The 25,741-nt window shown below is 73.4% G+C and carries 26 protein-coding genes and 1 pseudogene; 12 read left to right on the forward strand and 15 right to left on the reverse strand.

Annotated elements, in window-relative coordinates:
* Positions 1–140 precede the first annotated feature (140 nt).
* A complete protein-coding gene (locus AC07A6_RS32570; protein ID WP_362462603.1) occupies positions 141–1,127 on the forward strand; it encodes a LacI family DNA-binding transcriptional regulator in 987 nt (328 codons plus the stop codon).
* A gap of 12 nt (positions 1,128–1,139) precedes the next feature.
* Here the strand turns inward: AC07A6_RS32570 and AC07A6_RS32575 are convergent, their stop codons facing one another.
* On the reverse strand, positions 1,140–2,129 hold the full coding sequence (locus AC07A6_RS32575) for an ArsR/SmtB family transcription factor (RefSeq protein ID WP_478779527.1): 990 nt from the start codon (positions 2,127–2,129) through the stop codon (positions 1,140–1,142).
* A gap of 55 nt (positions 2,130–2,184) precedes the next feature.
* Here AC07A6_RS32575 and AC07A6_RS32580 point away from each other — a divergent pair.
* Positions 2,185–3,402 (forward strand): annotated as a pseudogene (locus AC07A6_RS32580) (MFS transporter); the annotation flags it as partial.
* A 29-nt stretch (positions 3,403–3,431) separates the two neighbouring features.
* Here the strand turns inward: AC07A6_RS32580 and AC07A6_RS32585 are convergent.
* From AC07A6_RS32585 to AC07A6_RS32605, 5 genes are all read right to left on the reverse strand, one after another.
* Positions 3,432–4,730, reverse strand: a complete 1,299-nt coding sequence (locus tag AC07A6_RS32585) for a DUF6986 family protein (protein ID WP_362462439.1) — start codon at positions 4,728–4,730, stop codon at positions 3,432–3,434.
* Positions 4,731–4,926: 196 nt separating this feature from the next.
* The gene (locus tag AC07A6_RS32590) at positions 4,927–5,889 is read right to left on the reverse strand and encodes an electron transfer flavoprotein subunit alpha/FixB family protein (protein ID WP_362462441.1); all 963 of its coding nucleotides are present in this window, start codon (positions 5,887–5,889) and stop codon (positions 4,927–4,929) included.
* Between the two features lie 59 nt (positions 5,890–5,948).
* Complete coding sequence (locus AC07A6_RS32595) at positions 5,949–6,734, reverse strand: electron transfer flavoprotein subunit beta/FixA family protein (protein WP_007262570.1); 786 nt, start codon at positions 6,732–6,734, stop codon at positions 5,949–5,951.
* Between the two features lie 202 nt (positions 6,735–6,936).
* The gene (locus AC07A6_RS32600; RefSeq protein WP_478779528.1) at positions 6,937–7,467 is read right to left on the reverse strand and encodes a flavin reductase family protein; all 531 of its coding nucleotides are present in this window, start codon (positions 7,465–7,467) and stop codon (positions 6,937–6,939) included.
* 254 nt (positions 7,468–7,721) lie between these two features.
* Positions 7,722–8,042 (reverse strand): thioredoxin family protein, encoded by a 321-nt coding sequence (locus AC07A6_RS32605; RefSeq protein WP_362462446.1) that lies wholly within the window; start codon positions 8,040–8,042, stop codon positions 7,722–7,724.
* 243 nt (positions 8,043–8,285) lie between these two features.
* On the opposite strand from AC07A6_RS32605, the gene AC07A6_RS32610 reads away from it, so the two are divergent.
* On the forward strand, positions 8,286–9,014 hold the full coding sequence (locus AC07A6_RS32610) for a lysophospholipid acyltransferase family protein (RefSeq protein ID WP_125814484.1): 729 nt from the start codon (positions 8,286–8,288) through the stop codon (positions 9,012–9,014).
* Between the two features lie 7 nt (positions 9,015–9,021).
* On the opposite strand, the gene AC07A6_RS32615 is transcribed toward AC07A6_RS32610, so the two are convergent.
* Complete coding sequence (locus AC07A6_RS32615) at positions 9,022–9,642, reverse strand: CGNR zinc finger domain-containing protein (RefSeq protein ID WP_478779529.1); 621 nt, start codon at positions 9,640–9,642, stop codon at positions 9,022–9,024.
* An 82-nt stretch (positions 9,643–9,724) separates the two neighbouring features.
* Between AC07A6_RS32615 and AC07A6_RS32620 the strand changes: the two genes are divergently transcribed.
* Positions 9,725–10,972, forward strand: a complete 1,248-nt coding sequence (locus AC07A6_RS32620) for an MFS transporter (protein WP_478779530.1) — start codon at positions 9,725–9,727, stop codon at positions 10,970–10,972.
* Here the strand turns inward: AC07A6_RS32620 and AC07A6_RS32625 are convergent.
* The 5 genes from AC07A6_RS32625 to AC07A6_RS32645 form a co-directional block, all read right to left on the reverse strand.
* The gene (locus AC07A6_RS32625; protein ID WP_362462606.1) at positions 10,908–11,507 is read right to left on the reverse strand and encodes a transglutaminase-like domain-containing protein; all 600 of its coding nucleotides are present in this window, start codon (positions 11,505–11,507) and stop codon (positions 10,908–10,910) included. The two genes, AC07A6_RS32620 and AC07A6_RS32625, sit on opposite strands and share 65 nt — an antisense overlap.
* A gap of 86 nt (positions 11,508–11,593) precedes the next feature.
* Positions 11,594–12,655, reverse strand: coding sequence for a threonine aldolase family protein (locus AC07A6_RS32630; RefSeq protein ID WP_362462455.1), 1,062 nt, complete (start codon positions 12,653–12,655; stop codon positions 11,594–11,596).
* Positions 12,652–13,401, reverse strand: coding sequence for an SDR family oxidoreductase (locus AC07A6_RS32635; RefSeq protein ID WP_362462458.1), 750 nt, complete (start codon positions 13,399–13,401; stop codon positions 12,652–12,654). The genes AC07A6_RS32630 and AC07A6_RS32635 overlap by 4 nt, the downstream gene beginning before the upstream one ends.
* Before the next feature lie 32 nt (positions 13,402–13,433).
* Positions 13,434–14,840, reverse strand: coding sequence for a DUF6421 family protein (locus AC07A6_RS32640; RefSeq protein ID WP_362462461.1), 1,407 nt, complete (start codon positions 14,838–14,840; stop codon positions 13,434–13,436).
* A gap of 213 nt (positions 14,841–15,053) precedes the next feature.
* Complete coding sequence (locus AC07A6_RS32645; protein ID WP_478779531.1) at positions 15,054–16,196, reverse strand: LLM class flavin-dependent oxidoreductase; 1,143 nt, start codon at positions 16,194–16,196, stop codon at positions 15,054–15,056.
* A 49-nt stretch (positions 16,197–16,245) separates the two neighbouring features.
* On the opposite strand from AC07A6_RS32645, the gene AC07A6_RS32650 reads away from it, so the two are divergent.
* Together AC07A6_RS32650 and AC07A6_RS32655 are read left to right on the forward strand one after the other, a co-directional pair.
* A complete protein-coding gene (locus tag AC07A6_RS32650; protein ID WP_478779532.1) occupies positions 16,246–16,941 on the forward strand; it encodes a PadR family transcriptional regulator in 696 nt (231 codons plus the stop codon).
* A 257-nt stretch (positions 16,942–17,198) separates the two neighbouring features.
* Positions 17,199–17,891, forward strand: coding sequence for a glycerophosphodiester phosphodiesterase (locus tag AC07A6_RS32655; RefSeq protein WP_478779533.1), 693 nt, complete (start codon positions 17,199–17,201; stop codon positions 17,889–17,891).
* Between the two features lie 5 nt (positions 17,892–17,896).
* Here the strand turns inward: AC07A6_RS32655 and AC07A6_RS32660 are convergent, their stop codons facing one another.
* Positions 17,897–18,439 (reverse strand): GNAT family N-acetyltransferase, encoded by a 543-nt coding sequence (locus AC07A6_RS32660; RefSeq protein WP_362462472.1) that lies wholly within the window; start codon positions 18,437–18,439, stop codon positions 17,897–17,899.
* Between the two features lie 132 nt (positions 18,440–18,571).
* On the opposite strand from AC07A6_RS32660, the gene AC07A6_RS32665 reads away from it, so the two are divergent.
* The 4 genes from AC07A6_RS32665 to AC07A6_RS32680 all read left to right on the forward strand — a co-directional run bounded on the left by AC07A6_RS32665 (position 18,572) and on the right by AC07A6_RS32680 (position 21,528).
* Complete coding sequence (locus AC07A6_RS32665; RefSeq protein WP_478779534.1) at positions 18,572–19,117, forward strand: DUF5134 domain-containing protein; 546 nt, start codon at positions 18,572–18,574, stop codon at positions 19,115–19,117.
* 102 nt (positions 19,118–19,219) lie between these two features.
* Entirely contained in the window at positions 19,220–20,158 is a 939-nt protein-coding gene (locus tag AC07A6_RS32670; RefSeq protein WP_362462478.1) for a M56 family metallopeptidase, read from the forward strand.
* A 34-nt stretch (positions 20,159–20,192) separates the two neighbouring features.
* Positions 20,193–20,858, forward strand: coding sequence for a phosphatase PAP2 family protein (locus tag AC07A6_RS32675; RefSeq protein ID WP_362462481.1), 666 nt, complete (start codon positions 20,193–20,195; stop codon positions 20,856–20,858).
* Positions 20,859–20,895: 37 nt separating this feature from the next.
* Positions 20,896–21,528 carry a TetR/AcrR family transcriptional regulator gene (locus AC07A6_RS32680; RefSeq protein ID WP_478779535.1) on the forward strand — a complete coding sequence of 211 codons (633 nt, stop codon included), beginning with the start codon at positions 20,896–20,898 and terminating at the stop codon, positions 21,526–21,528.
* Positions 21,529–21,534: 6 nt separating this feature from the next.
* Here the strand turns inward: AC07A6_RS32680 and AC07A6_RS32685 are convergent, their stop codons facing one another.
* Positions 21,535–23,022: an LVIVD repeat-containing protein gene (locus AC07A6_RS32685; protein ID WP_362462487.1), complete on the reverse strand. Its 1,488-nt coding sequence runs from the start codon at positions 23,020–23,022 to the stop codon at positions 21,535–21,537.
* Between the two features lie 76 nt (positions 23,023–23,098).
* Here AC07A6_RS32685 and AC07A6_RS32690 point away from each other — a divergent pair, with 76 nt between their 5' ends.
* Positions 23,099–23,755 (forward strand): DUF305 domain-containing protein, encoded by a 657-nt coding sequence (locus AC07A6_RS32690; protein WP_362462490.1) that lies wholly within the window; start codon positions 23,099–23,101, stop codon positions 23,753–23,755.
* Positions 23,756–23,807: 52 nt separating this feature from the next.
* On the forward strand, positions 23,808–25,178 hold the full coding sequence (locus AC07A6_RS32695; RefSeq protein ID WP_478779536.1) for an FAD-dependent oxidoreductase: 1,371 nt from the start codon (positions 23,808–23,810) through the stop codon (positions 25,176–25,178).
* Here the strand turns inward: AC07A6_RS32695 and AC07A6_RS32700 are convergent.
* The gene (locus AC07A6_RS32700; protein WP_478779537.1) at positions 25,175–25,543 is read right to left on the reverse strand and encodes an ArsR/SmtB family transcription factor; all 369 of its coding nucleotides are present in this window, start codon (positions 25,541–25,543) and stop codon (positions 25,175–25,177) included. The genes AC07A6_RS32695 and AC07A6_RS32700 overlap by 4 nt on opposite strands.
* Between the last annotated feature and the right edge of the window lie 198 nt (positions 25,544–25,741).

Below are 25,741 nucleotides of genomic sequence, written 5' to 3' on the forward strand. Positions count from 1 at the left end.
CTTATGCTCGGGGGCGAGCCGAGATCACCGCCGGGGCGGGAGCCCTCCCGCCCCGCCCGCCGTCCACCGCCTCCGGAGGTTCCCCCGCCGTGCCGCAGACCCGCCACCCGTCCGAGCCCCGCTACGGCAACCGGCCGACCATGAAGGACGTGGCGGCCCGGGCGGGCGTCGGCCTGAAGACGGTCTCGCGGGTCGTCAACGGCGAGCCGGGGGTGACTCCCGACACCGAGCGGCGGGTGCAGGAGGCCATCGAGGAGCTCGGGTTCCGGCGCAACGACAGCGCCCGCGTCCTGCGCAAGGGCCGCACCGCCACCGTCGGCCTGGTGCTGGAGGACCTCGCCGACCCCTTCTACGGCCCCCTCAACCGGGCGGTCGAGGAGGTGGCGCGCACCCACGGCGCCCTGCTCATCAACGGCTCCAGCGCCGAGGACCCGGACCGCGAGCGGGAGTTGGCGCTCGCGCTGTGCGCCCGCCGGGTGGACGGGCTGATCGTGATCCCCGCCGGGGACGACCACCGCTACCTGGAACCCGAGATCCGGGCGGGGGTGGCCACCGTGTTCGTGGACCGCCCGGCGGGCGGGATCGAGGCGGACGTGGTCCTGTCGGACAGCTTCGGCGGCGCCCGGGACGGGGTGGCGCACCTGATCGCGGCCGGGCACCGCAGGATCGGGTTCATCGGCGACCACCCCCGCATCCACACCGCGACGGAACGCCTGCGCGGCTACCGCGAGGCCATGGCCCGCGCGGGCCTCCCGGTCTCGGAGTCCTGGATCTCCCTCGGCTCGACCGCCCCGGAACGGGTGGCGGCGGCGGCCGGCGCGATGCTGTCGGGCCCCGAACCGGTCACCGCCGTCTTCGCCGGCAACAACCGGGTCACCGTCACCGTCGTACGGGTCCTCGCGGCGCTCCCCCGGCCGGTGGCCCTGGTCGGCTTCGACGACTTCGAGCTCGCCGACCTGCTGCGCCCGGGCGTCACGGTGGTCGCGCAGGACCCGGCGGCGCTGGGCCGGGTGGCCACGGACCGCCTCTTCCAGCGCCTGGCGGGCACTCCCCTGCCCCCGACCCGCATCGAACTCCCCACCCGTCTCGTCCCCCGCGGCTCGGGCGAACTCCCCCCGGCGGACTGACAGCCGGACCGGTCACGCGGGCCCGCCGGGGCCCGCCAGCCCGTCGCCGAGGGGGCTGCGCCGGTACAGGACCAGCCGCCCGTCCCGGGCCCGCGTCAACAGCCCGGCGGCGTACAGCACCCGCAGGTGCTGGGACACGGCGCTGGGGGTGATCCGGAACCGGCGGGCGATCTCCACCGTGGGCAGCGGCTCGTCCAGGAGGCGCAGCAGCCGCGCTCTGGGAGCGCCGAGGAGGGCGTCCAGCGCGGACGCGTCGGCCGTCGGCACCGGGTCCCACAGCGTCGCCACCCCCCGGCTGGGATAGATCAGCAGGGGCGGTTCCTCGGGGCTCACCGGGGGCGCCGGCTTGTGGGCGAACACCGACGGGACCAGGAGCAGTCCCCGGCCTTGCGCCTCGACGTGGTGGGCGGAGAGCATCCGGTCGACGTACAGCACCCCGTCGTGCCAGCGCAGGTTCGGGTGCATGCCGGCGAACAGCCGGCGGGCGCCGCCCACGGCCAGTTGCCGTGCGCGGTAGGTCATGTCCGCCTCCAGCAGCTGCCTCATCCAGGGCCACATCGGCCGCACGGCGACCTCCCAGTAGTCCCTCAGCAGGTCGCAGACGGCGTCGCGCAGGGCGGCCACCCGCGCGTCGTCCGCGCCGGCAGCGTCCGCGAGCGGCGCGGGAAGGGGGTCCGGGGCGTACGCGGCGATCAGGTCCCGCCGGACCAGGCCGGGCGGGGTGGCGCGGACCGCGGCCAGTTCCTCCTCGAACCCCGGGTCGAAGGCCGCCGGCCGGGGGGTCAGGAAGTCCGGCAGGGTGAGCCGCGGCGCGACCAGGGACATCAGCAGCCGCGTGTCGAGTGCCCCGAGGCGGGCCAGGACGGAGCCGCGCCACGGCAGGTGGAGGGCCGAGAGCCCCGGTTCGCGCAGGACGCGCAGGCTGAAGACCGTCTCGCCCAGCGGGGAGAGGGCGAACCGCGTGTCGGCGAGGTCCTCCACGCCGAGACCGAAGCTGATCATTAAGCGCCACGCTACATCCATTGGCCGCCGGGTGCGGGTGCCGTGGACTCGACGCATGACAGACACGACGGCCCGGCGGGCCGAGCTGGGGCGCGGCACCGTTCTGATCCTCGCGTTGACCTGCGCGGTGGCCGTCGGCAACATCTACTTCCCGCAGGCGATCGGCCCCCTGATCGCGGCGGGGCTGGGGGTGTCGCCCGACACCGCCTCGCTCGTGGTGACGGCCACCCAGGTCGGCTACACGGCGGGGATGTTCCTGCTGGTCCCGCTCGGGGACCGGCTGCCGCACCGGCCGTACCTGGTCACCCTGCTCGCGCTCTCCGGCGCGGCCCTGCTCGCGGCGGGCTGCGCTCCCGCGCTGCCGTTCCTCGTCGCCGCCGGCGTGTGCGTCGGGGTCTCCACGGTGGCCGCGCAGGTCATCGCCCCGATGGCCGCCGGGCTGGTGGCCCCCGACCGGCGGGGAGCGGTGATGGGGACCCTGCTGAGCGGTTCCATCGGGGGCATGCTGCTCGCCCGTACGTTCAGCTCGACGCTCGGCGAACGGCTGGGGTGGCGGGCCCCGTACCTGGCGGCCGCGGCCGTGGTCCTGCTCCTCGCAGGCGTCCTGTCCCGGGTGCTGCCTACGTCGCCCCCGCCCCCGCGCAGCCCGTACCGGACGCTGCTGGCGGACTCGCTGCGGCTGCTGCGCACCGAGCGGGAACTGCGCCGCTCCTGCCTCTACCAGGCGTCGGTCTTCGGGGCCTTCTCCGCCGTCTGGACCTGCCTGGCGCTGCTGCTGACCGGGCCGGCCTACGGCATGGACACCCGGGCGGTGGGGATGCTCGCCCTGGTCGGCGCGGTGACCATGCTGTGCACCCCGCTCGCCGGGCGGCTGGTGGACCGGCGCGGGCCCGACGGGCTGAACCTCGCCTGTCTGCTCGGGGTGCTCCTGTCGGCCGCCGTCCTCGCCGGGGGCCTCGCGGGCGGTGCGCGGGGGCTGGCCGCGCTGACCGCGGGCACGCTGCTGCTCGACGTGGCGCTGCAGTGCGGCACGGTCGCCAACCAGGCGCGGGTCTTCGCCGTGCGCCCCGAGGCCCGGGGCCGGCTCAACACCGCGTACATGACCTGCGCGTACCTGGGCGGAAGTGCCGGTTCCTGGCTGGGGGTGCGGATCCACGGCCTCGCGGGATGGGCGGGGGTGTGCGGCTTCGTGGCGGTGCTCGCCGTCCTGCCCCTGGGCCGCCACCTGGTGCGGCCGTCCGCGCGGCACGCCGACGGCCCGGCCCGGAGGGGTCCGGGCCGGGCCGTGCGGGGGCCTGGGGATCAGGCGGTGGCCGTCAGGGTGGCCGAGCGGCGCGGGATGGCGAAGGCGTCGAGTTCGGCACGGGTCAGGCCGGTGAGGGCGGTGACCTCGTCGGTGCCGACCGCGCCGCAGTCGAGGCCGCGGACCAGGTAGCCGGCCAGGGCCTTGGCGGTGGCGGGCTCGTCCATGACGTCGCCCTCGATCTTGGCGACGTAGGCCTTCAGGCGGGCGGCGGCGGCCTCCAGGCCCTCGCGGTAGAAGGTGAAGACGGCCGCGTAGCGGGTCGGCAGGTGCGCCGGGTGCATGTCCCAGCCCTGGTAGTAGGCGCGGGCCAGGGCGCGGCGGGTGAGGCCGTAGTGCAGCTTCCAGCCCTCGTGGACCTTCTCGGTGGTGCCGATGGGCAGCACGTTGGTCGAGCCGTCGGAGACGCGTACGCCGGTGCCGGCCGCGGCGACCTGCATGATCGCCTTCGCGTGGTCGGCGGCGGGGTGGTCGCTGGCCTGGTAGGCGGCGGAGACGCCTACGCAGGCGCTGTAGTCGAAGGTGCCGTAGTGCAGGCCGGTGGCGCGGCCCTTGGAGGCCTCGATCATCCGGGCCACGGTGGCGGTGCCGTCGGAGGCCAGGATGGACTGGCTGGTCTCGATCTGGATCTCGAAGCCGATCCGGCCGGTGCGCAGGCCGCGGGCCGACTCGAAGGCCTCCAGCAGCTGCACGAAGGCGGTGACCTGCTCGGCGTAGGTGACCTTGGGCAGGGTCAGGACCAGGTTGTCCGGGAGGCCGCCGTGGGCAAGCAGGCCGGAGAGGAAGACGTCGGTGGTGCGGATGCCGCGGTCGCGGACGTTGGACTCCATGCACTTCATGCGGATGCCCATGTAGGGGGCGTTGGTGCCGTTGGAGTAGGCCTCGGAGATCAGGCGGGCGGCGCGGGCCGCGGCCTGGTCCTCCTCCTCGTCGGAGCGGACGCCGAAGCCGTCCTCGAAGTCGACGCGGAGGTCCTCGATGGGCTCGGTGGCGAGCTTGGCGCGGACGCGGTCGTAGACCGGTACGGCCAGCTCGTCGGAGATGCCGAGTACCTTGGCGAAGGTGGCGGCGTCGGGGGCGTGCTCGTCCATGGCCGCGAGGGCCTGGTCGCCCCAGGAGCGGATGGTGTCGGCGGCGAAGACGTCACCGGGGACGTAGACGGTGTGGATGGGCTGGCGGGTGCCGGGGTCGCCCGGGTAGTGGCGCGCGAGTTCCGCGTCCACCGGCGCCAGGGAGGCGCTGATGCCCTCGCTGACCGCGCCTGCGAGGCTCGTCGCCACCTTCTCCTGCTGACCCATCGTGCACTCTCCTCTTTTCCGCTTCACGGAAGCTTAGATCCGCATAGCAGAATTTAGCCACGGGGTTCCGCTCAGTCAATGGTCCCTCCACCGCCTGGGACAAACGACTCGGGGCCGTGCGGTGACAATCACCACACGGCCCCGTAGGCCAAGAGATGCGCAGGTCAGGGACCGGGCGCCCGGGTCAGCCCCGGTGTCAGCCCTTGCGCGCCTTGATCTCGCCCGTCAGCTGCGGGACGACCTCGAAGAGGTCTCCGACCACGCCGTAGTCGACCAGGTCGAAGATCGGGGCCTCGGCGTCCTTGTTGATGGCCACGATGGTCTTCGAGGTCTGCATGCCGGCCCGGTGCTGGATCGCGCCGGAGATGCCGGAGGCGATGTACAGCTGCGGGGAGACCGACTTGCCGGTCTGGCCGACCTGGTTGGAGTGCGGGTACCAGCCGGCGTCGACGGCGGCGCGCGAGGCGCCGACGGCGGCACCGAGGGAGTCCGCGAGCGCCTCGATGATCGCGAAGTTCTCGGCGCCGTTGACGCCGCGGCCGCCGGAGACCACGATCGCGGCCTCGGTCAGCTCCGGACGGCCGGTCGACTCGCGCGGGGTGCGGGAGACGACCTTGGTGCCGGTGGCCAGGGCGCCGAAGGTGACGGCGAGCGCCTCGACGGCGCCGGCGGCCGGGGCGGCCTCGACCGGGGCCGAGTTCGGCTTCACGGTGATGACCGGGGTGCCCTTGGACACGCGGGACTTGGTGGTGAACGACGCGGCGAAGGCAGCCTGGGTCGCGACCGGACCCTCGTCACCGGCCTCCAGGTCGACGGCGTCGGTGATGATGCCGGAGCCGATGCGCACGGCGAGGCGCGCGGCGATCTCCTTGCCCTCGGCGGAGGACGGGACGAGCACGGCGGCCGGGGAGACGGCGTCGTACGCGGCCTGCAGCGCGTCCACCTTCGGTACGACGAGGTAGTCGGCGAACTCGGGGGCGTCGGCGGTGAGGACCTTGACGGCACCGTGCTCGGCGAGCACGGCGGCGGTGGCCTCGGCACCGGCGCCCAGGGCGACGGCGACGGGCTCGCCGACGCGGCGGGCCAGCGTCAGCAGCTCGAGGGTGGGCTTGCGGACGGCACCGTCCACGTGGTCGACGTAGACGAGAACTTCAGCCATGTGACTGCTCTCCTGCTATTGCGAAGTGTCTGGGGGCTTGAGAGGGGTGACCGAAGTTCTTAGATGAACTTCTGGCCGGCCAGGAACTCGGCCAGCTGCTTGCCGCCCTCGCCCTCGTCCTTGACGATCGTGCCGGCGGTGCGGGCCGGACGCTGGGCCGCGGAGTCGACCGCGGTGTAGGCGCCCTCGAGGCCGACCTCTTCGGCCTCCAGGTCCAGGTCCGACAGGTCCCAGGACTCCACCGGCTTCTTCTTGGCGGCCATGATGCCCTTGAAGGACGGGTAGCGGGCCTCGCCCGACTGGTCCGTCACCGAGACGACGGCCGGGAGGGAGGCCTCCAGCTGCTCGCTCGCGGAGTCGCCGTCGCGGCGGCCCGTGACGGTGCCGTCCTCGACCTTGACCTCGGAGAGCAGGGTGACCTGCGGGACGCCCAGGCGCTCGGCCAGGATCGCCGGGAGGACACCCATGGTGCCGTCGGTCGACGCCATGCCCGTGATGACCAGGTCGTAGCCGGCCTTCTCGATCGCCTTCGCGAGGACCAGCGAGGTACCGATGACGTCGGTGCCGTGCAGGTCGTCGTCCTCGACGTGGATGGCCTTGTCGGCGCCCATCGACAGCGCCTTGCGCAGCGCGTCCTTGGCGTCCTCGGGGCCCACCGTCAGGACGGTGATCTCGGCCTCGTCCGCCTCGTCGGCGATCTGCAGCGCCTGCTCGACGGCGTACTCGTCGAGCTCCGACAGCAGACCGTCCACGTCGTCGCGGTCGACGGTCAGGTCATCGGCGAAGTGCCGGTCACCGGTGGCGTCGGGCACGTACTTCACACAGACAACGATCCTCAGGCTCACGCCGGCTCTCCTACCGCATCGTCTTTTTCTGAAACCGCCTTGTGCAGGCAGCATAGGCGCCTTGTAGGGCGGGTCCCGGTCGGGGCGGCCCGCGCTCCGAAGGGAATGTTACTCGTCAGTACACAGTGGGTCTTCCCCGGTTGCAAGGCCGCTGAACTGTGATCTGTCCAACGCCGCCCGAACCCGCCCCAGCAGGGACGATTCAGTCCCGCAACGCGTTGAAGCGCCCTTGGTGGTACAGCAGGGGGCGGCCCTCCCCGGCGGGGTCCCCCGCCACGGCCTCGGCGATGACCACCCGATGGGCCCCGGCGGGCACGCGCGCCACCACCCGGCACACCATCCACGCCAGCACCCCGCCGAGCAGCGGCACGCCGTGCGGGCCGGCGGCCCAGTCGGTCTGTGCCCCGAAGCGGTCGGCGCCGCTGCGCGCGAAGAGGCCGGCCAGCTCCCGCTGGTGCTCGCCGAGTATGTGGACGCCGAGGTACTCGCTGTCGCGCACCGCCGGCCAGCTGGAGGCGCCGGTGCCGATGGTGAACGAGAGCAGCGGCGGGTCCGCGGAGACGGAGTTGAGCGAGGTCGCGGTGAAGCCGGCGGGCCGGCCCCCGGTCTCGGCGGTGATCACCGCGACGCCCGCGGCGTGCCGCCGGAAGACGGAGCGGAGCAGTTCGGGAGAGCCGGGCAGGTGGTCGTCGGCGGAGCCGAGGGATACGGGCGGGGCCGTGGGGGCCGTCATGGGGGATGCTTCCTTCTGCCGCGGGGTCGCGGGCGTGCTGGGGGGACCGGGGGCCGGGGGCCTGGACTGGGGCCTTCAGCAGTCCCGACAGCGCGCGCTCGCATGGCGGACGAGGTCCACGTGGAGCCGCCCGTAAAGCAGGAGTTCATACCGCATGCCGCCAGCCTGGCGATCTCACGCGCGCACAGTCAAGCCGCAGCGGGCAGATGTCAGGCGCGTCACGCTGCGTGCGGGCGCGCGCACCGGCGCGTCCGTCACACCGCGGCCCCCAGTGCGGCGATCACGTCCGCCTTGCGGGGCAGCCCGGCCGCGCGCCGGACGACGCGCCCGGCGGCGTCCAGGACGAGGACGGTGGGGGTCTTCTCGATGCCGAGGGCGCGCACGAGTTCGAGGTTGCGCTCGGCGTCGATTTCGATGTGCTCCACGCCGTCCACCATTTCGGCGACTTCGGCGAGGATCCTGCGGGTGGCCCGGCAGGGCTGGCAGAAGGCGGTGGAGAACTGGACCAGGCTGGCCCGCTCCCCCGGCTCCCGGCCCAGCTCGGCGGCGCCGAGGGGCCCCTGCCCGCCCTTCACCGGCGTTCCTTCTCCGTGCCCGCGCACACCCGCTCCCGTCCGCCCTGTTCGCATGTACGTACCCTGGTCCGAGCACCCGTCCGGCGCCCGGCATTCCCCGCGTGACGAGAATCTCGCCCGGCGCGGGCGTCTGGGCTGGCCAGCGGGCCGCGTTTGGGGCACGATCCCCATGGCCGCGTACCTACGCTGCCGTAACTTCCGGCCGGGAGCACCTCCCCAGGCAGAAAGCGGGGTCTCCCCATCATGGCTGAGCTCGTATACCCCCCGGTGATCGGTGCCGCGCACACCCTCTTCCGTGCGCTGGACATCCGGATCGACATGAAGGGGACCGAGAACATCCCGCGCAAGGGCGGGGCGGTCCTGGTGTCGAACCACATCGGCTACCTCGACTTCATCTTCGCCGGCCTGACCGCGCGCCCGCAGAAGCGCCTGGTCCGCTTCATGGCCAAGGAGTCGGTGTTCCGGCACAAGGTCTCGGGCCCGCTGATGCGCGCGATGAAGCACATCCCGGTGGACCGCCAGCAGGGCGAGACCGCGTACCAGCACGCGCTGGACTCGCTGCGCTCCGGCGAGATCATCGGGGTGTTCCCGGAGGCGACGATCTCCCAGTCCTTCACCCTCAAGAGCTTCAAGTCGGGTGCGGCGCGCATGGCCCAGGAGGCCGGCGTCCCGCTGATCCCGGTGGCCCTGTGGGGCACGCAGCGGCTGTGGACCAAGGGCCGCCCGAAGGACCTGAAGCGCAGCCACATCCCGGTGACGATGCGCGTCGGCGAGCCGATCGAGGCGCCGAAGGACCAGTTCGCGGGCGCCATCACCCGCCGCCTGCGCGAGCGCGTGCAGGAGCTGCTGGAGGCGGCGCAGAGCGCCTACCCGGCGAAGCCGCAGGGCTCCGCGGACTCCTGGTGGCTCCCGGCCCACCTCGGCGGCACCGCCCCGACGGCCGCACAGGTCAAGGAGCGCGAGGCCAACTGACCCCGGCCTACGGCCCGGCCGTCCCTTCCACCGCCCCGCCCGCCGGGGCGTCCGCCGGATCCGGCAGCGTGCCGTCGCGCCTGCGGCGCCGGTGGGCGGCGACCCTGGCGCGGGTGGCGCACGCGGGGGTGCAGTAGCGGCGGGCACTGCCGGGGCCGGTGGCGAGGAAGAGCCGGCCGCAGCCGGCCGCGGCGCAGGCGCCCCAGGCGAGGCGCCCGTACTCGGTGAGCAGCTGGGCCAGGACGAGGGCGCCGGAGGCGAGGAACCACTCCCCCCAGTCCGCCCCGTCGCCCCGGTCCACGTGCAGGTGCCAGGGGTGCCCGTCGTGCCGGGTCAGCCGGGGCCGGGTGGCGCACTCCTCCAGCAGGGCGTTGAGGGCTCCGGCCGCGCGGTCCTCGTCGGTCTCGGCGAGGACCTCGGCCATGCGCCGGACCGCGGCGCGCAGTTCGTCCGCCTCCGCTTCCGTGAAGACCTCCGGGGCGAGTTCCTCCGGGCGCTCCCCGTGCCGCGCGAGCAGTTCCGCCAGGGCGGCGCGCGGCAGCCCGGGGTCCGTGCGGACCGCCTCCGCGAGCTCGATCAGCCTCCGGGCCGCCGCGAATCCACCGCTCGGGTCCCGCCGGTCCGCCATGCACGGATCCTTTCATCCTGCACTCGCCTGACGTAACGTCTTTTTCGCTTAACACGTTACCGAACGCGGAGGGGGTTCGCAGATGGGCGGGTTCGGGCGGTACCTGGCGGCGGCGCTGGCCGCGCGCTTCGCGTCCGAGGGCATGGGCATGGCGGTGGTGCTGCTGGCCGTGGAGCGCACCGGCAGCGCGGCCCACGGGGCGTTCGTGCTGACCGCCTGGCTGGCGCCGCACGTGCTGGCCGCGCCGCTGGCGGGTACCGCCGCGGCCCGGGCCCGGCGGCCCCGGCTGTTCTACGCGGGCGCGCTGGCGGGGTTCACGGCAGCGGTGGCGGCGCTGTCGCTGCTGCTGGGCCGGGCCCCGGTGCCCGCGGTGCTCGCGGTGGCGGTGCTGGGCGGGACCTGCGGGCCGGTGGTGACCGGCGGGCTCTCCAGCCTGGTCGCGGGGCTGCTGCCGGCGGGCCCCGCGCGGGACCGCGCGTACGGCTGGGACGCCTCCACCTACAACGCGGCGGCGGTGACGGCCCCGGCGGCGGTCAGCGTGGTCGGGGCGGTGCTCTCGGCCGGGCCCGCGATGGCGGTGCTGGCGGCTTCGGCGGCCCTGGCGGCGCTGCTGGCGGCGACCCTGCCGTACGCGGACGCGGGCACGGGCGCGGGCTCCTCCTCACCGGACGGGCCCCGCGCCGGGCTGGGGGCGGGGCTGGCCGCCCTGTGGCGGGTCCGGGAGCTGAGGGCCATCACCTCGGCGACCACCCTGGCCTTCGTCGGCATCGGGTCGCTGACCACCACCTCGGTGCTGCTGGCGACCGGGCTCGGCAGTCCGGGCGCGGGCGGGGTGCTGATGACGGCCTTCGCGGCGGGTGCGCTGGCCGGGGCCCTGACGCTGGGCCGGATGACGGGCGTGGCGCCGGGCCGGCTGGCCCGCTGGGGCATGACGGGGACCGGGGCGGCCCTCGCGGCGGCGGCGTTCACGCCGTCGGTGGCCCTGACGGCGGCGGCGTTCGCGGTGGCCGGCTACTGCGACGGGCCGCTGCTGACGGCCACGCTGCGGATCCGCTCGGAGAACGCCCCGGCGGCGGTGCGGCCGCAGGTGTTCACGCTGGGGGCGGGGCTGAAGATCACGGCGGCTTCGACCGGCGCCGCCCTGGTGGGGCTGGCCGCCGGAGCGCCGCCGTGGACGCTGCTGCTCGGGATCGCCGTGCTGCAGCTCGCGGCTGCCGCGCTGCACGCGCTGGTGGCGGGGCGGAAGCCCGTACCCGCCGAGGGGGTCACAGAGCCGTCGGAAGGTTCCGCCACAGCTCCGGCCGGTCCGCGGACTCCTGGAGCGCCTTGAGCGCGGCGGGGTGCGGGGCGGCGTGGAGCTCGGGGTAGTCGGTCTCGCCGAGCTCGGGGCGGACCGGGAAGGCGAGCTGCTCCCGGTCGAGGCTGAACCGGGCGTCGATGCCGGGCTTGTTGCCGCGCGGGTCGATCCGGGACCAGGCCCCGGCGCCGGGCAGCCGGACGGCGACGAGCCCGTGGACGGCCGGAGCGGTGCCGTCGTCCTCCGTCAGGCGCTGGTAGCAGAGGGCCGCCGGGATGCCCTGGGCGCGCAGCAGGGCGGCGAGGGCGTGGGACTTGGCGTAGCAGATGCCGTTGCGGGTGGCGAGCACGTCGGAGGCTCGCCAGGAGACGCGCATGTCGCCGGAATCGGCCGAGTGCGGGATGGTGTCCCGGACGAATTCGAAAGCCGCCTTGGCGTATGAGTATGCATCCTCGGTGGCAGACCAGAGCGCGTCGGCGGTCTCCTGCACCAGGGGGTGCCAGTGGTCAATGGCCTCGTCGGAGGCCAGGTAAGCATGGATGTCAGGGTTCTGCTGGATGAGCTGCATGGGCGGGAGCATAGGCATGCCTCCGACCGTAGATCAATAGATTTACGGTCGGAGGCATATTTATTCAGTTCTGCGGGAGAGAGTGGCTAGCGGGCCAGCTCCTCCTTGAGCGCCTGGAGGAAGCCGTCCACGTCCTCCTCCTGGGTGTCGTAGCCGCACATCCAGCGGACGTGGCCGGCGGCCTCGTCCCAGAAGTAGAAGCGGTACCGCTGCTGGAGCCGGCGCGACACCTCGTGCGGCAGCTTCGCGAAGACGGCGTTGGCCTGCACCGGGTAGAGGATCTCCACCCCGTCGGTCTCGCGCACACCGGCCGCGAGCCGCTGCGCCATCGCGTTGGCCTGGCGGGCGTTGCGCAGCCACAGGTCCTTCGCGAGCAGGGCCTCCAGCTGCACCGACACGAAGCGCATCTTGGAGGCGAGCTGCATCGACATCTTGCGGACGTGCTTCATCATCCGGACGGCGTCCGGGTTCACCACGACCACGGCCTCGCCGAACATCATGCCGTTCTTGGTGCCGCCGTACGACAGCACGTCGACGCCCACCGTGTTGGTGAAGGTGCGCATCGGCACGTCGAGCGAGGCCGCGGCGTTGGCTATCCGGGCACCGTCGAGGTGCACCTTCATGCCGAGGCCGTGGGCGTGCTCACAGATCGCCCTGATCTCGTCCGGGGTGTAGACCGTACCGAGCTCGGTGTTCTGGGTGATCGAGACGACCTGGGGCATCGCCCGGTGCTCGTCCTCGAAGCCCCAGGCCTCCTGGTCGATCAGCTCGGGGGTGAGCTTGCCGTCCGGGGTGGGCACGGCGAGCAGCTTGAGGCCGGCCATCCGCTCCGGGGCGCCGCCCTCGTCCACGTTGATGTGGGCGGTCTTGGCGCAGATCACGGCGCCCCAGCGGTCGGTCATCGCCTGGAGGGCGGTGACGTTCGCGCCGGTGCCGTTGAAGACCGGGAAGGCCTCGGCGTACGGGCCGAAGTGGCTGCGGATGACCTTCTGCAGGTGTTCGGTGTACTCGTCCTCGCCGTAGGCGACCTGGTGGCCGCCGTTGGCGAGCGCGATGGCCTCCAGGATCTCCGGATGCACCCCCGCGTAGTTGTCGCTCGCGAAACCGCGGACCGCCGGATCGTGGTGGCGGCGGGCATCGGTCTTCACGGTTGCGGAGTGAGCCACAGACGCTGTCCGTTCACTTCGGAGGCGGGCCGCTCCCAGACGCCGGCGATGGCCTCGGCCAGCTCCTTGACGTCGGTGAAGCCCGCGAACTTCGCATTGGGACGCTCGGCGCGCATCGCGTCGTGCACCAGTGCCTTGATCACCAGGATCGCAGCTGCGGCCTGCGGCCCGTCCTCTCCCCCGGCCTTGCGGAAGGAGTCCGCCATGGCCAGGGTCCAGGCCTCGGCGGCCGCCTTGCCGGCGTTGTACGCGGCGTTGTTGGCGACCGGCTTGTGGGCGCCGGACTGGCTGATCAGCACGTAGCGTCCGCGGTCGCTGCGCAGCAGCCCGTCGTGGAAGGCCAGCGAGGTGTGCTGGACGGTGCGGATCAGGAGCTTCTCCAGGAAGTCCCAGTCCGCGAGGTCCACGTCGGTGAAGGTCTTGCTGCCGCGCCAGCCGCCGACCAGGTGGACGAGGCCGTCGACCCGGCCGAACTCCTTCTCGGTGCGCTCGGCCCAGGCCTTGGTGGCCTCCAGGTCGAGCAGGTCGACGGTGTCACCGGTGACGGTGGCGCCTCCATGGGCGTAGCGGGCGGCGTCCACGGCCTCCGCCAGGCGCGCCGGGTCGGCGTCGGAGGCCACGACCGTGGCCCCCGCCTCGGCGAGGCGCATCAGCGCGGCCCGGCCGGCGGGGCCGCCGGCCCCGGCCACCGCCACGACGGCTCCGTGGAGCGTCCCATTGCCGTTCATCCGTACAGCCTCCTGTGCGTCGACGCGGTCGCTCACGCGGCGGCCCGCTCGGCGTCGTCCGCGTTCGCCGGGGTGATGCCCTTGGTGGAGGCGATCACACCCTTGAGCTTCTTGGCGAGGGCCTCGTAGAACATGCTGAGGGGAAACTCGTCGGGAAGCACGTCGTCCACGAGCTTGCGCGGCGGCTGCGTCAGGTCCAGGGCGTCGGGGCCCTTGGCCCACTTGGAGCCCGGGTGCGGGGCGAGGTAGGTGGAGACCAGCTCGTAGGCCTTGAACCAGTGGACCAGCTTCGGGCGGTCGATGCCCGCGCGGTAGAGGTCCTCGATGTCGGCGCACAGCTGGTTGGTGACCTGCGGGGCGCGCATCCAGTCGATCTTCAGCTTGTTGTCCGTCCAGCGCACGACGTCGTGCTTGTGGAGGTACGCGAAGAGCAGCTGGCCGCCGAGGCCGTCGTAGTTGCGGTTGCGGTCGCCGGAGACCGGGAAGCGGAACATCCGGTCGAAGAGGACGGCGTACTGCACGTCACGGCCGTGCTCGTTGCCCTCGGACTCCAGCTTCACGGCCTCCTTGAAGGCGGTGAGGTCGCAGCGCAGCTCCTCCAGGCCGTACATCCAAAACGGCTGGCGCTGCTTGATCATGAAGGGGTCGAACGGCAGGTCGCCGTGGCTGTGGGTGCGGTCGTGGACCATGTCCCACAGGACGAAGGCCTTCTCGCAGCGCTCCTGGTCCTCGACCATGCGGGCGATGTCCTCGGGCAGCTCGATGCCCAGGATGTCCACGGCGGCGCCGGTGACCTTGCGGTAGCGGGCGGCCTCGCGGTCGCAGAAGATGCCGCCCCAGGTGAAGCGCTCGGGGGCCTCGCGCACGGCGATGGTCTCCGGGAAGAGCACGGCGGAGTGGGTGTCGTAGCCCGGGGTGAAGTCCTCGAGGGTGATGCCGAGGAAGAGCGGGTTGTCGTACCGGGTGCGCTCCAGCTCGGAGAGCCACTCGGGCCACACCATCTTCAGGACGACGGCCTCGAAGTTGCGGTCCGGGTTGCCGTTCTGCGTGTACATCGGGAAGACCACGAGGTGCTGGAGGCCGTCGGCGCGCTGGGCGGCCGGGTGGAAGGCCAGCAGGGAGTCCAGGAAGTCCGGCACGCCGAAGCCCTCGGAGACCCACTTGCGCAGGTCGGCGACGAGCGCGGCGTGGTACGCGGTGGCGTGCGGCAGCAGCGGGGACAGCTCCTCGACGGCGCCGGCGACCCGCTCCACGGCGGCTTCGACCTCGGCGCGGGCGGGGGCGCCCTCGGCGTCGAAGTCGATCGATCCGTCCTTGGCCTGCCAGGGGCGGATCTCCTCCACGGCGGCCTTGAGCACGGGCCAGGCGGGGTGGTCGACCACCCGCGCGCCAGCGGTTATCACGGCACCGCCGGAGCCCGGCACAAGAGTTTCCGTCATGTCACTTCCTCCACAGGAGAACCTCGCGTTAAGACAGCGTATGCATGCGAGGCTCCCCCGCTCAAGAGGAAACTAAGGAAATTATCCTGTGGGACCCCCCACTCCACCGGAAGTCTTCCCGTAACTCACGGTGGAATCCACCACTCCGCCTAGTAGTTGACCCGTTCGGCCTCCACCGGCGGCCCGGCGAAAAGAAAGGGGGGACTCCCCCACTCAGGCGGGGTCCGCACCGCCCCGCTCCCCCCGGAAGTGCGGGATGACCTTCTCCCCCCACTGCCGCAGGGTCTCCAGACAGGCCTCCTGCGGCACCGTTCCCATCTGCACCAGGCACATCACCTCGTCCGCGCCGGCCGCCCGCAGCCGCTCCACGTACGCGATGGCCTCGTCCGCGCTGCCGTAGGCGTGGTCGGCGTTGAAGGTGGCCGTGGAGGCCGGCCGCACCGGGATGTCCAGCTCGTGCAGCCGGGCCACCACCTGCTCTGCGGCCCGGCGCATGTCCGCCGCCTCGTCGGCGCCGGCCACCACCGCCTCGTCCGGGACGCCGGCGCCCCCGTACCAGTGCCCGATGGACTGCGCGAAGAACCGCTGCCCCCGGACGCCGATCCGGCGCGCCTCCTCGGGGTCGTCGAGCACGATGGTCGGGCAGAGCACCGAGAAGTGGTCGTTGACGGCCGTGGAGACGAACCGGCCGCCGTCACGGGCCGCGATCGCGGCGTCGTACACGGCCCGCATCCCCGCGATGGACTCCGGCCCGGCGAAGCCCATCACCAGGGCCCCGACGCCCAGTTCGGCGGCCTGCACCAGGGTCTCGCCCCGGCTGCACGCCAAGAACAGCGGCGGATGGGGCCGCTGGGCCGGGCGCGGCAGGATCGGGTGCGGGCCGATGTCCAGCAGCTCGCCGTGGTACTCCAGCTCCTCCTCCTGCCAGGCCTTCCCGATGATCCGCAGCGCCTCCTCCACCTCGGCGGTGGTGCGCTCCCGGTCCACCCCGCACAGTGAGGTCTCCTGCTCGGTGCCGCCGCGCCCGGCACCCAGGTCGAGCCGCCCGCCGGAGAGCAGGTCGAGCATCGCCGCCCGTTCCGCCACGCGTACCGGGTGGTTGAAGTTGAAGGGCATGCACACGACGCCGTGGCCGATGCGTATCGTGTGCGTCCGGGCCGCGATCCAGGTCAGGAAGACCTCCGGGGCACTCATGTGTGCGTACCACTTCAAGGAGTGGTGCTCGACGGCCCAGATCCGGTCGAATCCCATGCGTTCGGCGAGGACCGCCTGCTCGACGCAGTCCCGGATGACCTGGTGTTCCCGTTCCACGGTCGGATCGGCCAGCTGAGCCTCGAAGATCACGGAGAATTTCACGATGCCTCCAGGGATGCGTCCCGTGCCCGGTCTTACTTCGATTAGAAATATGACTAGTAGTCAGACCTCGAAGAAGCAAGAGCTCCCGCCGACCGCGTGGGCCGTGCTCGGCCTGCTGTCGTTCCCCGGTGAGCGCACCGGCTACGAGCTGAAGAAGTGGGCGGACTCCTCCCTGCGCTTCTTCTACTGGTCGCCCGCGATCAGCCAGATCTACGCCGAACTGCGCCGCCTGGAGGAACTGGGCTACGCGGCCTCCGCGCGCTCGGGGCCCGAGGAGGTCCGCGCCAAGCGCCGCTACGCCATCACGGAGGCGGGCCGCGAGGCCCTGGCCGGCTGGGCCTCCGACACCGCGGACGCCGGGCCTCCGGTGCTCAAGCACGGGCTGCTGCTGCGGATCTGGCTGGGGCACCTGGCCGAGCCGGAACGGCTGCGCGCGATGGTCGAGGAGCACGTGGAGCGGACCCGGGGCGAGCTGGCCGCCGTACGGGAGGCCATGGAGCACGCGGCGGACGTACCGGAGTGGGCCTTCCCGGTGCTCGCGCTGCGCTGGAGCGAACGGCAGCACCTGGCCGAGCTGGACCTGGCCGGGGCCCTCCTCGACGACCTCCGCGAGGCCGCGGCACGGGCCGCCGGCGCGGCCCCCGGAGCCGGGGAGCGGGCCACGCGGGACGCCTCCGGAGCCGGGAAGCCGCCCGCCCGGGACGCCTCCGGAGCCGGAGAGCCGACCGCCGGAACCACCGCCTGAGCCGGAGAGCCGCCCGCCCGGAACGGCGCTGCGTCAAGCCTGCGGGGACGCGCCCACGCAGGGGTGACGCGATACGGCACCCCGGGCCCGCCGGGCGCCGCGCACCCCTGGCGGGAAGCGGCCGGAGGGCTTCCGCGGGCCCTTGCACGACCGGTCCCATCGCGGGCGGGGCGCACTAGCATGCGTCCTCACCGCGCGCGGCCGGTCGGGACACCGCGACCGCGCGGGGAGCCGCCCTCGACGGAAGCGAGAGAACCTTGACTTTCCTCACCATCGGTCACCGCGGGGTCATGGGTGTCGAGCCGGAGAACACCCTGCGCTCGTTCGTCCGCGCGGAACGCTGCGGGATGGACGTCATCGCGCTGGACGTGCGCCTCAGCAAGGACGGCGCCCTGGTCGTACTGCACGACGCCGAGGTCGACCGCACCACCGACGGCACCGGCGCCGTCGCCGACCTGACCCTCGCCGAGCTGCGCGGACTGGACGCCGGCCAGGGCGAGCGGGTCCCGGTCCTGGAGGAGGTCCTGGACGCCGTCCGGGTCCCGCTCCAGGTGTCGGTGCAGGACCGGGCCGCGGCCACCGCGCTCGCGGAGCTGATCGTGCGCCGCGACCTGGCCGCCCGGGTGGAGGTGGCCTCCGGTGACGGCGAGGTGCTCGCGGCGGTCGCCCGGCACGCCCCCGGCGTCCGGACGGCCCTGCACCCGGAGCGGCCCGGCGCGGCCGCCGAGGACCTCGTGGACCTGGCGCTGGCGGCGGGCGCCCGCACCGTGGCCCTGGACATCCGCCGCCTCACCCTGGAGACGGTGGAGGCCGCCCACGCGGCGGGGCTGCGGGTGACGGGCCGGACGGTCAACACCCTGGACCGGCTGCGGCTGGCGCGGGCCCTGCAATTGGACGGCGCGGCCACCGACTTCCCGGAGATCCGCAGCACCGGCCGCTTCACCGCATAGGCGTACTACAGCGCCTTGACGAGCAGCTCGAAGGCCAGGTCGTCGCGGAGCGGCACGCCGAAGCGCTCGTCGCCGTAGGGGAAGGGGCTCAGCTCGCCCGTGCGCTCGTAGCCGCGGCGCACGTAGTAGGCGATGAGCTCCTCCCGGACGTTCACCACGGTCATCCGCATCTGCTTGGCGCCCCAGGTCTCGCGGGCCCGGCGCTCGGCCTCCGCCAGGACCTCCTTGCCGAGGCCGGCGCCCTGGAGCCCGGGGCGCACGGCGAACATGCCGAAGTAGGCGTGGTCCCCGCGGTGTTCGAGCTGGCAGCAGGCGACGAGCTCACCCGCGCGCTCCACCACCAGCAGGATGCCGTCCGGGTCGGCGATGATCGCGCCCACGCCCTCCGGGTCGGTGCGCTGCCCGTCCAGGAAGTCGGCCTCCGTGGTCCAGCCGGCCCGGCTGGCGTCGCCGCGGTAGGCCGACTCGACGAGGGCCACCAGGTCCGGTACGTCCGCCTCCACGGCGCTGCGGAAGCTCAGGGCGGCGGCGGGCTGGGCGGTCGGCATCGGGGGCTCCGTTCAATCGCGGCGGCATATGACATGCCCGGTACGGCAAGCAGAGCCTAACCCGGGTCGGCGTGAGGGCGGCGTGAGCAGGGAATCCCTTCTGCTGACGCCGACGAACCGGGAGGCTGCGCCGTGCACGGATCCGCGATGCCCCTCACCCTGGCCTGGATGCTCGTGGCGCTGTGCGCGGCGAGCGGCGGGTACTGCCTGCTGCGGGCGCGCAGAGCGGACCGGAGCACGCGCGGGGCGGCCGCCGGCGAGGCGGTGATGGGCTTCGGGATGGCGGCGATGGCCCTGCCGGCGGACGTCGGCCCGTGGGGCCCGCCGGTGCTGCTGGCCGTCTTCTGCGGGGCGGCGCTGCACGCGCTGTGGCTGGTGCGCAGCGGGGTGCACCACGCGCACCACCTGATCGGCTCGCTGGCGATGGCGTACATGGCCCTGGCGATGACTGCCGGGCACGGGCACGGCCGGGCGGGGCTGCCCGCGGTGACGGGGGCGCTGCTCCTCTACTACGCCGGGTACGTGCTGCTGGGCGGGGCCCGGCTGGTGACGGCGGGCGGTGCGCCGCAGCCGGTGGCCTCGGTCCCCGCAGGGGTGCCGGGCGGGGCCGGGGAGCTGATCCGGGCCTGCCGACTGGCCATGGGGACGGGGATGTTGGCGATGCTGCTGGCCATGTGAGGCCCCTGGTGCGGGTGTCGGGGCACGGGGGTGACGTGTCCTGCGTCACCAATGCCCCGAGCCCGTACCGGTGGGCGGGGCCGCGCTCATAGGCTGGCGGACATGATGGTCCCCGCCGCTCTCCTGCTGCTCGGCGCACTGACCGCGGTGCTCGCGCCCCGCCTGCTGGCCCGGGCCCAGTGGCCCGAACGCGAACCGGTGGTCGCGCTGTGGGTGTGGCAGTGCGTGGTGGCCGCGACCCTGCTGTGCCTGGCGCTGTCGATGCTGCTGAGCGCGGCCGCGGCCTGGCAGGCGGTACGGGGCCGGCTGTTCGCCGCGGCCCCGCACGGGGTGGTCGACGCCTACGCACTGGGCGCGGAGGGCGGCGCCTGGGCCGCCGGTACGGCGCTGGCGCTGGCCTTCGGGGGGCTGTGGACCGGGGCGATGCTGGCGCGGGAGGTGCTGCGGGCGCGGGCCCGGCGACGCGCCCGGGGGGCCGAACTCCTGGTCCGGGCACCGCTGCTGCCCGGCGAGGACCCGGCCGCGGCGCGTCTGGTGGTGCTGGAGGGTCCGCGTCCGGAGGCCTGGTGGCAGCCCGGGACGGCGCCGCGGCTGGTGGTGACCACGGCGGCGCTCGGCCGGCTCAAGGGCAGCCAGCTCGATGCGGTGCTCGCGCACGAGCAGGGGCACGTGGCGGCCCGGCACGACTGGCTGCTGCACTGCTCGCGGGCGCTGGCCCAGGGGTTCGGGCAGGTGCCGGTGTTCGCGGCGTTCGAGGCGGAGATGCACCGGCTGGTGGAGCTGGCGGCCGACGACGTGGCCTCGCGGCGCTATGGGCGGCTGACCGTCGCCCTGGCCCTGGTCGGACTGAACGAGGACCGGGGCGTGTTCGGCCCGTGCGGGCCCGAGGAGGCGCACGTCCCGCAGCGGGTGCGGCGGCTGCTGTCGGCCCCGCCGCGCCTGTCGCCGGCGCGCCGGCTGAGGCTGGCGGCGCTGGCCGCGCTGGTTCCGGCCGTTCCGCTGCTGGTGGCCTTCGTACCGGGTCTGAGCGCACTGGCCTGAAACGCGCGGCCCGCGTGCTGACAGGATCAAGGGCATGCGGAACACGTGGCTTTCGAGGGTTGGGGCGGGCTGCGCGCTGCTCGCGGCCGTGCTGACCGGGCTGGTGGTGGCGGGCCGGCAGCCCTTGATCTCGTACGACGACCGGCTCGCGCGGGACCTGCACGCGTACGCCGTCACCCATGGCGGGGTCACCCACACCATGCGGGTCCTCTCCGACTGGGTCTGGGACCCGTGGACGATGCGCGCCCTGGCCGCCCTCGCCTGCCTGTGGCTCTGGCGGCGCGGGGACCGCTCGCGGGCGGTGCGGGTGGGGGCGGCGGTGCTGGCGTCCGCGGCGGTGCAGCAGGGGCTGAAGGCGCTGACCGGCCGGGCCCGCCCGGAGTGGCCGGATCCGGTCGCGACGGCCCACTTCGCGGCGTACCCCTCGGGCCACGCGATGACGGCCACGGTGGTGTGCGGGCTGCTGCTGTGGCTGCTGCCCGCGAAGGCGTCGGCGGGCGCGGTGGCCGCGGCCTGGGCGGTGGCGGCCGTTTCGGTGCTCGGGGTCGGCTTCACCCGGCTCTACCTGGGCGTCCACTGGTTCACGGACGTGCTCGCGGGCTGGCTGCTGGGCGTGGCCGTGGTGTCGCTCGCGGCGTTCCGGCACGCCTGCCCGGGGCGATCCCCCGCGTCGCCCCGAGCAGACGGTCCCGCGCGCTGAGTATATTGGCTCGGAGCCAGTCAACGCAGGAGTAAGCATGGTCCCGCGCAGCCCGTCGGTCAATGAAGAATTGCGCAGACGTTCCCGGGAGCGGCTGCTGCAGGCTACGGTCGAACTGGTGGCCGAGCGCGGGTACGAGGCGACGAAGCTCGGCGACATCGCCGACCGGGCGGGCGCGGCGCGCGGCCTGGTCTCGTACTACTTCCCCGGCAAGCGGCAGCTGCTCCAGTCCGCCGTGCACCGGCTGATGCACCTGACGCTGGAGGCGGCCCTGGAGCGCGGGCCCCGCACCGACGACGGGCGGGAGCTGCTGGCCCGGGCGATCGACGCGATCCTCGGGCTGGCCCGGGACCAGCCCCGGCTGATGCGCACGCACATGGCGGGCATCCTCCAGGCGGAGGGGTTCATCCGGTGTCCGGAGCAGCAGCGCCTGGCGGAGCTGCTGCGGGGGGCCGTCGCCGCGTACGGCTCGGCGGACGTGGACACCGACTACCCGCTGCTGCGGGCGCTGCTGATGGGGGCGGTGGTCGCGGTGCTGCTGCCGGGGGCGCCGATGCCCGCGTCCCGACTGCGGGCGGAGCTGTTCCAGCGGTACGGGCTGGACTGGGAGCTGGGTGTTCCGCCGGACGGGGGGCCGCCCGGCGGAACGTTTCCTCCTTGTGCGGGGTGACGGCCGTCAGTGGTACTCGGGCTGGCTCTGCACGTTGAGCCGGTCCAGCCGCACCCACTTGGCGCCCTCGGTGCGCCAGTCGTCGAGCCTCAGCACGTCGAGGCCCTTGACGATGTCGTTCGAGTAGATGTGCCCGTTGTAGTAGTACGCCGACCACGAGCCGCCGAGGCCCAGCTGGTCGGTGCTCAGCGGGCCGCGCTCGAAGTAGCCGATCTCCTTGGGGGCCGCGGAGTCGGTGAAGTCCCAGACCGAGACGCCGCCCTGGTACCAGGCCTGGACCATGATGTCGCGGCCGCCGCCGACCGGGATCAGCGAGCCGTTGTGGGCCACGCAGTTCTCGGTGTCGGCCTGGTGGCGCGGGATCTTGAAGTAGCCCTTGAAGACCAGTTTGCGCTGGTCGCCCCGGCCGGTGATGTCGTAGATCCCGTCGGCGCCCCGGTTGGGTCCGGTGGCCTCGTTGCAGGTGGCGCCGCCACCGCCGCCGAGTTCGTCGGTGAACACCACCTTGTTGGCGCGCTCGTTGAAGGTCGCCGAGTGCCAGAACGCGAAGTTGACGTTGTCCTGGACGCGGTCGATGACCCTCGGCTGCTCCGGCTTGCTGATGTCGAAGAGGATGCCGTCGCCCATGCAGGCACCGGCGGCCAGGTTCTTGGACGGCAGCACGGTGATGTCGTGGCAGCCGGTGGTCTTGGAGACGCCCGGGTTGGTCGGCGCGCCCGGGTTGCCGCCGTCCGGGAAGAGCACCGGGAAGCCGACGACGGACGCCTGGGTCGGGGCCTTCTTGGGGACCTTGACCACGGAGATGCCGTCGTGCGGCGGCTTGCAGTCCGGGAAGGCCTCGTTGGGCGAGTACGAGGAGACGTAGAGGTAGATGTCGCGGCCGCCGGGCACCAGGGTGTGGGTGTGGGATCCGCAGGCGGTCTCGACGGACTTGATGTACTTGGGGTTCTTCTTGTCCTTGATGTCGAAGATCTTGATGCCCTCCCACGAGGACTTCTCCGTCGCGGGCTGCGAGACGCTGTTGCAGGAGTCGTCGCTGCGGGAGGAGTCGGTGGAGAGGAAGAGCAGGTCGCCGGAGACCGAGATGTCGTTCTGGCCGCCCGGGCACAGGACCTGGGTGACGACCTTGGGCGACTTGGGGTTGGCGATGTCGTAGATGGTGAAGCCGTCGTAGCTGCCGGCGTAGGCGTAGTCGCCCTGGAACGCCAGGTCCGAGTTGATCCCGGCCGGGTTGGCGCTGGGGATGTTGGCCAGGGGTTTGATGTTGGCGCTGTGCACGATCTCGTCCTTGCCGGGGATCTCCCCGGGGGCGAGTTCGCGGTCCTGTGCGGGGGCGGAGTTCTGCCGGGATCCGGGGCCCGGGGTCAAGTCGCCCGGGTCGGGGGTGGCTGCCGCCGGTCCGGCGGTGGCCAGGAGCGTGGTGAGGAGTCCGGCGGCGGCCAGGGCCGCCCCCAGACTCCGGTGGCGCGCTCTGACACTGCGGTGCGAGGTCACTGTGCCTCCCGTGGGGGCCCGTACGTTTCGTTCCTCCTGGGAACGGAACCTGGACCCCGGCAGTATCGTGCTTTTCATGGACATGGCAAACGCATTACTCGGCCGATTCCTGGGGGCGGCGCTGACCGCCGGCCTCCTCCTCACCGCCACCGGATGCCAGGGCGGCGACGCGGGCTCCCGGGCGGCGGGCGACGGCTCACCGGTGGTCGTCGCCCCCGGGAAACCGGGCGGCCCGGCCCGCACCCTCACCCCCGAACAGGCCGCGAAGGAACGCCCCGACGACAGCCCCAACGCGGCCGACCACGCGTACGTGCGGCACATGGTCGAGCACCACCGGCAGGCCCTCGCGATGAGCGCCCTCGCCCCCGGCCGGGCCTCGGCGGACGGGGTGAAACGGCTCGCGGAACGGATCTCGGCCGCGCAGGGGCCCGAGATCGGCGCCATGGAGAAGTGGCTCTCCCGCTACCCGGCGCCGGGCGGTGACTCCGGCGGCCACGACCACGCCGCGATGCCCGGCATGGCGACCGAACAGCAGCTGGCGGAGCTGACCGCGGCCAAGGGCGCCGACTTCGACCGGCTGTTCCTGCGGCTGATGACCGCCCACCACCAGGGGGCGCTGAAGATGGCCGGCGAGGCCCTCGCCCAGGGCAACAACGTCGCCGTGGAGGAGATGGCGAACGAGGTCGTGGCCACCCAGAGCGCCGAGATCGAACGGATGCGCGCGATGGGCTGACGGGTCCGGGGGCCGGTGGCATCCTGGGAGCACCTGCGGGAGGAGTACCGCCGTGCTTCGTGTCGCCGTCGTCGGTTCGGGCCCCAGCGGGGTCTACGCCGCCCAGACGCTGGTCCAGCAGCGGGAGGTGCCGGGCGTCCGGGTCGACGTGCTGGACCGGCTGCCGGCCCCCTACGGCCTCGTCCGGTACGGGGTGGCCCCCGACCACGAGAAGATCAAATCGCTGACCGGAAATCTGCGGTCGGTCCTGGAGGACGAGCGGATCCGCTTCCTCGGCGACGTGGAGGTCGGCGGCGAGGGCCTGACGACCGCGCGGCTGCTGGAGCTGTACCACGCGGTGGTGTACTGCGTGGGCGCCGCCCGCGACCGGACGCTCGGCATCCCCGGCGAGGACCTGGCCGGGGTGCACTCCGCGACGGCCTTCGTGTCCTGGTACAGCGGCCACCCGGACGCCGGCCCCTTCGACCTGGGCGGGGTCCGCTCGGCGGTGGTGGTCGGCGCCGGCAACGTGGCGGTGGACGTGACGCGGATCCTCGCCCGGGGCGTGCCCGAGCTGGAGCCGACCGACATGCCCCAGCCCGCGCTGGGCGTGCTGGCGGACAGCGGGGTGCGGACGGTGTCGATGGTGGCCCGGCGCGGCCCCTCCCAGGCCAAGTTCACCACCAAGGAGCTCCGCGAACTGGGCACGCTGCCCGGGGTCGGCACCCGGGTGGAGCCCGCCGAGCTGGCCCTCGACCCTGCGTACGACGGCCAGGGCGCGGCGGCGGCGCTGCCCGCGGCGGTCCGGCGCAACCTCGACGTGCTGCGGGGCTGGTCCGAGGCCGGCCCGGACGGCGGCGGCGCGGAGGCGGCCCGGGACATCCGGCTGCGCTTCTACCTGCGGCCGGTGGAGGTGCTGGGCGGGCCCGACGGCCGGGTCCGCGGGCTCCGCTTCGAGCGGACGGCCCCGGACGGCCGGGGCGGGGTGACCGGGACGGGCACGTACGAGGACGTCGAGGCCGAGCTGGTGCTGCGCTCGGTGGGCTACCTGGGCGTGCCGCTGCCCGGCCTGCCCTTCGACGCGGCCACCGGAACCGTGCCGCACGCGGCGGGCCGGGTGGTGCGCGACGGCCGGGCCTCGGTGGGCGAGTACGTGGCGGGCTGGATCAAGCGCGGCCCGACCGGGGTGATCGGCACCAACCGGCCGTGCGCGAAGGAGACGGTGTCCTCGCTGCTCCAGGACGCGGGCGCACTGGCCCGGCGCGACCTCCCCGGGGACCCGCTGGAGGCCCTGCGGGCGGCGGGCCTGCGTCCGGTGGAGTGGCCGGGCTGGCTGTCCATCGAGGCGGCCGAGGAGGCCCTGGGGCACTCCCTGGGCCGCCGCTCGGTGAAGATCCCCGACTGGGCGGGCCTCCGCGCGGCGGCGGGGCCGGGCGGCGCCTAGGAAGCGTCCCCGGTGGAATCGTCCTCTGCCCGGTCCTCCTCGGCGGTGGCGGCCGTCAGGATGCTGTCCAGGAGGCCCGGGAAGCGGGTCTGGAGGTCCTCGCGGCGCAGGCCGTTCATCTTGGCCGTGCCGCGGTAGGTCTGGCGTACGACGCCGCTCTCGCGCAGCACCCGGAAGTGGTGGGTGGTCGTGGACTTGGTGACCGGCAGGACGAAGTCGGAGCAGGCCAGTTCGGCGTCCGTGGAGGCGAGTTCGCGGACGATGGACAGCCGCATCGGGTCCGAGAGGGCGTGCAGGACGCCCTCCAGCCGGATCTCGCACGACTCGGGGTGGGCGAGGGCGCGGGCCGTGTCGCGTTCCGTCATGTCCTGCTCCACTCGTTCGGCCGGGCTGGGGATTCCCCCTCGGACTCCCATCGTACGAGAGGTGTCGTAGGAAGGGGGCGGGGGGGGGGGCGGGGGGGGCGGGGACGCCCCCGGGGTGCCAACTGGGGTGGTTCCTGTCCTGTTTGGGGGTTCCCTCGCCTAAGCTGACGATCCCCCTGCGGGGCCAGTGCGGGGTTT

It is taken from the genome of Streptomyces sp. NPDC044002 (assembly GCF_056434525.1).

Bases quoted from the DNA above. Each gene is read 5' to 3' on its own strand.
- AC07A6_RS32700 (WP_478779537.1), bottom strand. From the start codon at position 25,543: ATGACGGAACGCGACACGGCCCGCGCCCTCGCCCACCCCGAGTCGTGC.
- AC07A6_RS32680 (WP_478779535.1), top strand. From the start codon at position 20,896: ATGGTCCCGCGCAGCCCGTCGGTCAATGAAGAATTGCGCAGACGTTCC.
- AC07A6_RS32635 (WP_362462458.1), bottom strand. From the start codon at position 13,401: ATGAACGGCAATGGGACGCTCCACGGAGCCGTCGTGGCGGTGGCCGGG.
- AC07A6_RS32670 (WP_362462478.1), top strand. From the start codon at position 19,220: ATGATGGTCCCCGCCGCTCTCCTGCTGCTCGGCGCACTGACCGCGGTG.
- AC07A6_RS32610 (WP_125814484.1), top strand. From the start codon at position 8,286: ATGGCTGAGCTCGTATACCCCCCGGTGATCGGTGCCGCGCACACCCTC.
- AC07A6_RS32615 (WP_478779529.1), bottom strand. From the start codon at position 9,642: ATGGCGGACCGGCGGGACCCGAGCGGTGGATTCGCGGCGGCCCGGAGG.
- AC07A6_RS32650 (WP_478779532.1), top strand. From the start codon at position 16,246: ATGACTAGTAGTCAGACCTCGAAGAAGCAAGAGCTCCCGCCGACCGCG.
- AC07A6_RS32575 (WP_478779527.1), bottom strand. From the start codon at position 2,129: ATGATCAGCTTCGGTCTCGGCGTGGAGGACCTCGCCGACACGCGGTTC.
- AC07A6_RS32620 (WP_478779530.1), top strand. From the start codon at position 9,725: ATGGGCGGGTTCGGGCGGTACCTGGCGGCGGCGCTGGCCGCGCGCTTC.
- AC07A6_RS32625 (WP_362462606.1), bottom strand. From the start codon at position 11,507: ATGCAGCTCATCCAGCAGAACCCTGACATCCATGCTTACCTGGCCTCC.
- AC07A6_RS32585 (WP_362462439.1), bottom strand. From the start codon at position 4,730: ATGGGTCAGCAGGAGAAGGTGGCGACGAGCCTCGCAGGCGCGGTCAGC.
- AC07A6_RS32600 (WP_478779528.1), bottom strand. From the start codon at position 7,467: ATGACGGCCCCCACGGCCCCGCCCGTATCCCTCGGCTCCGCCGACGAC.
- AC07A6_RS32570 (WP_362462603.1), top strand. From the start codon at position 141: ATGAAGGACGTGGCGGCCCGGGCGGGCGTCGGCCTGAAGACGGTCTCG.
- AC07A6_RS32640 (WP_362462461.1), bottom strand. From the start codon at position 14,840: ATGACGGAAACTCTTGTGCCGGGCTCCGGCGGTGCCGTGATAACCGCT.
- AC07A6_RS32675 (WP_362462481.1), top strand. From the start codon at position 20,193: ATGCGGAACACGTGGCTTTCGAGGGTTGGGGCGGGCTGCGCGCTGCTC.
- AC07A6_RS32590 (WP_362462441.1), bottom strand. From the start codon at position 5,889: ATGGCTGAAGTTCTCGTCTACGTCGACCACGTGGACGGTGCCGTCCGC.
- AC07A6_RS32660 (WP_362462472.1), bottom strand. From the start codon at position 18,439: ATGCCGACCGCCCAGCCCGCCGCCGCCCTGAGCTTCCGCAGCGCCGTG.
- AC07A6_RS32690 (WP_362462490.1), top strand. From the start codon at position 23,099: ATGGACATGGCAAACGCATTACTCGGCCGATTCCTGGGGGCGGCGCTG.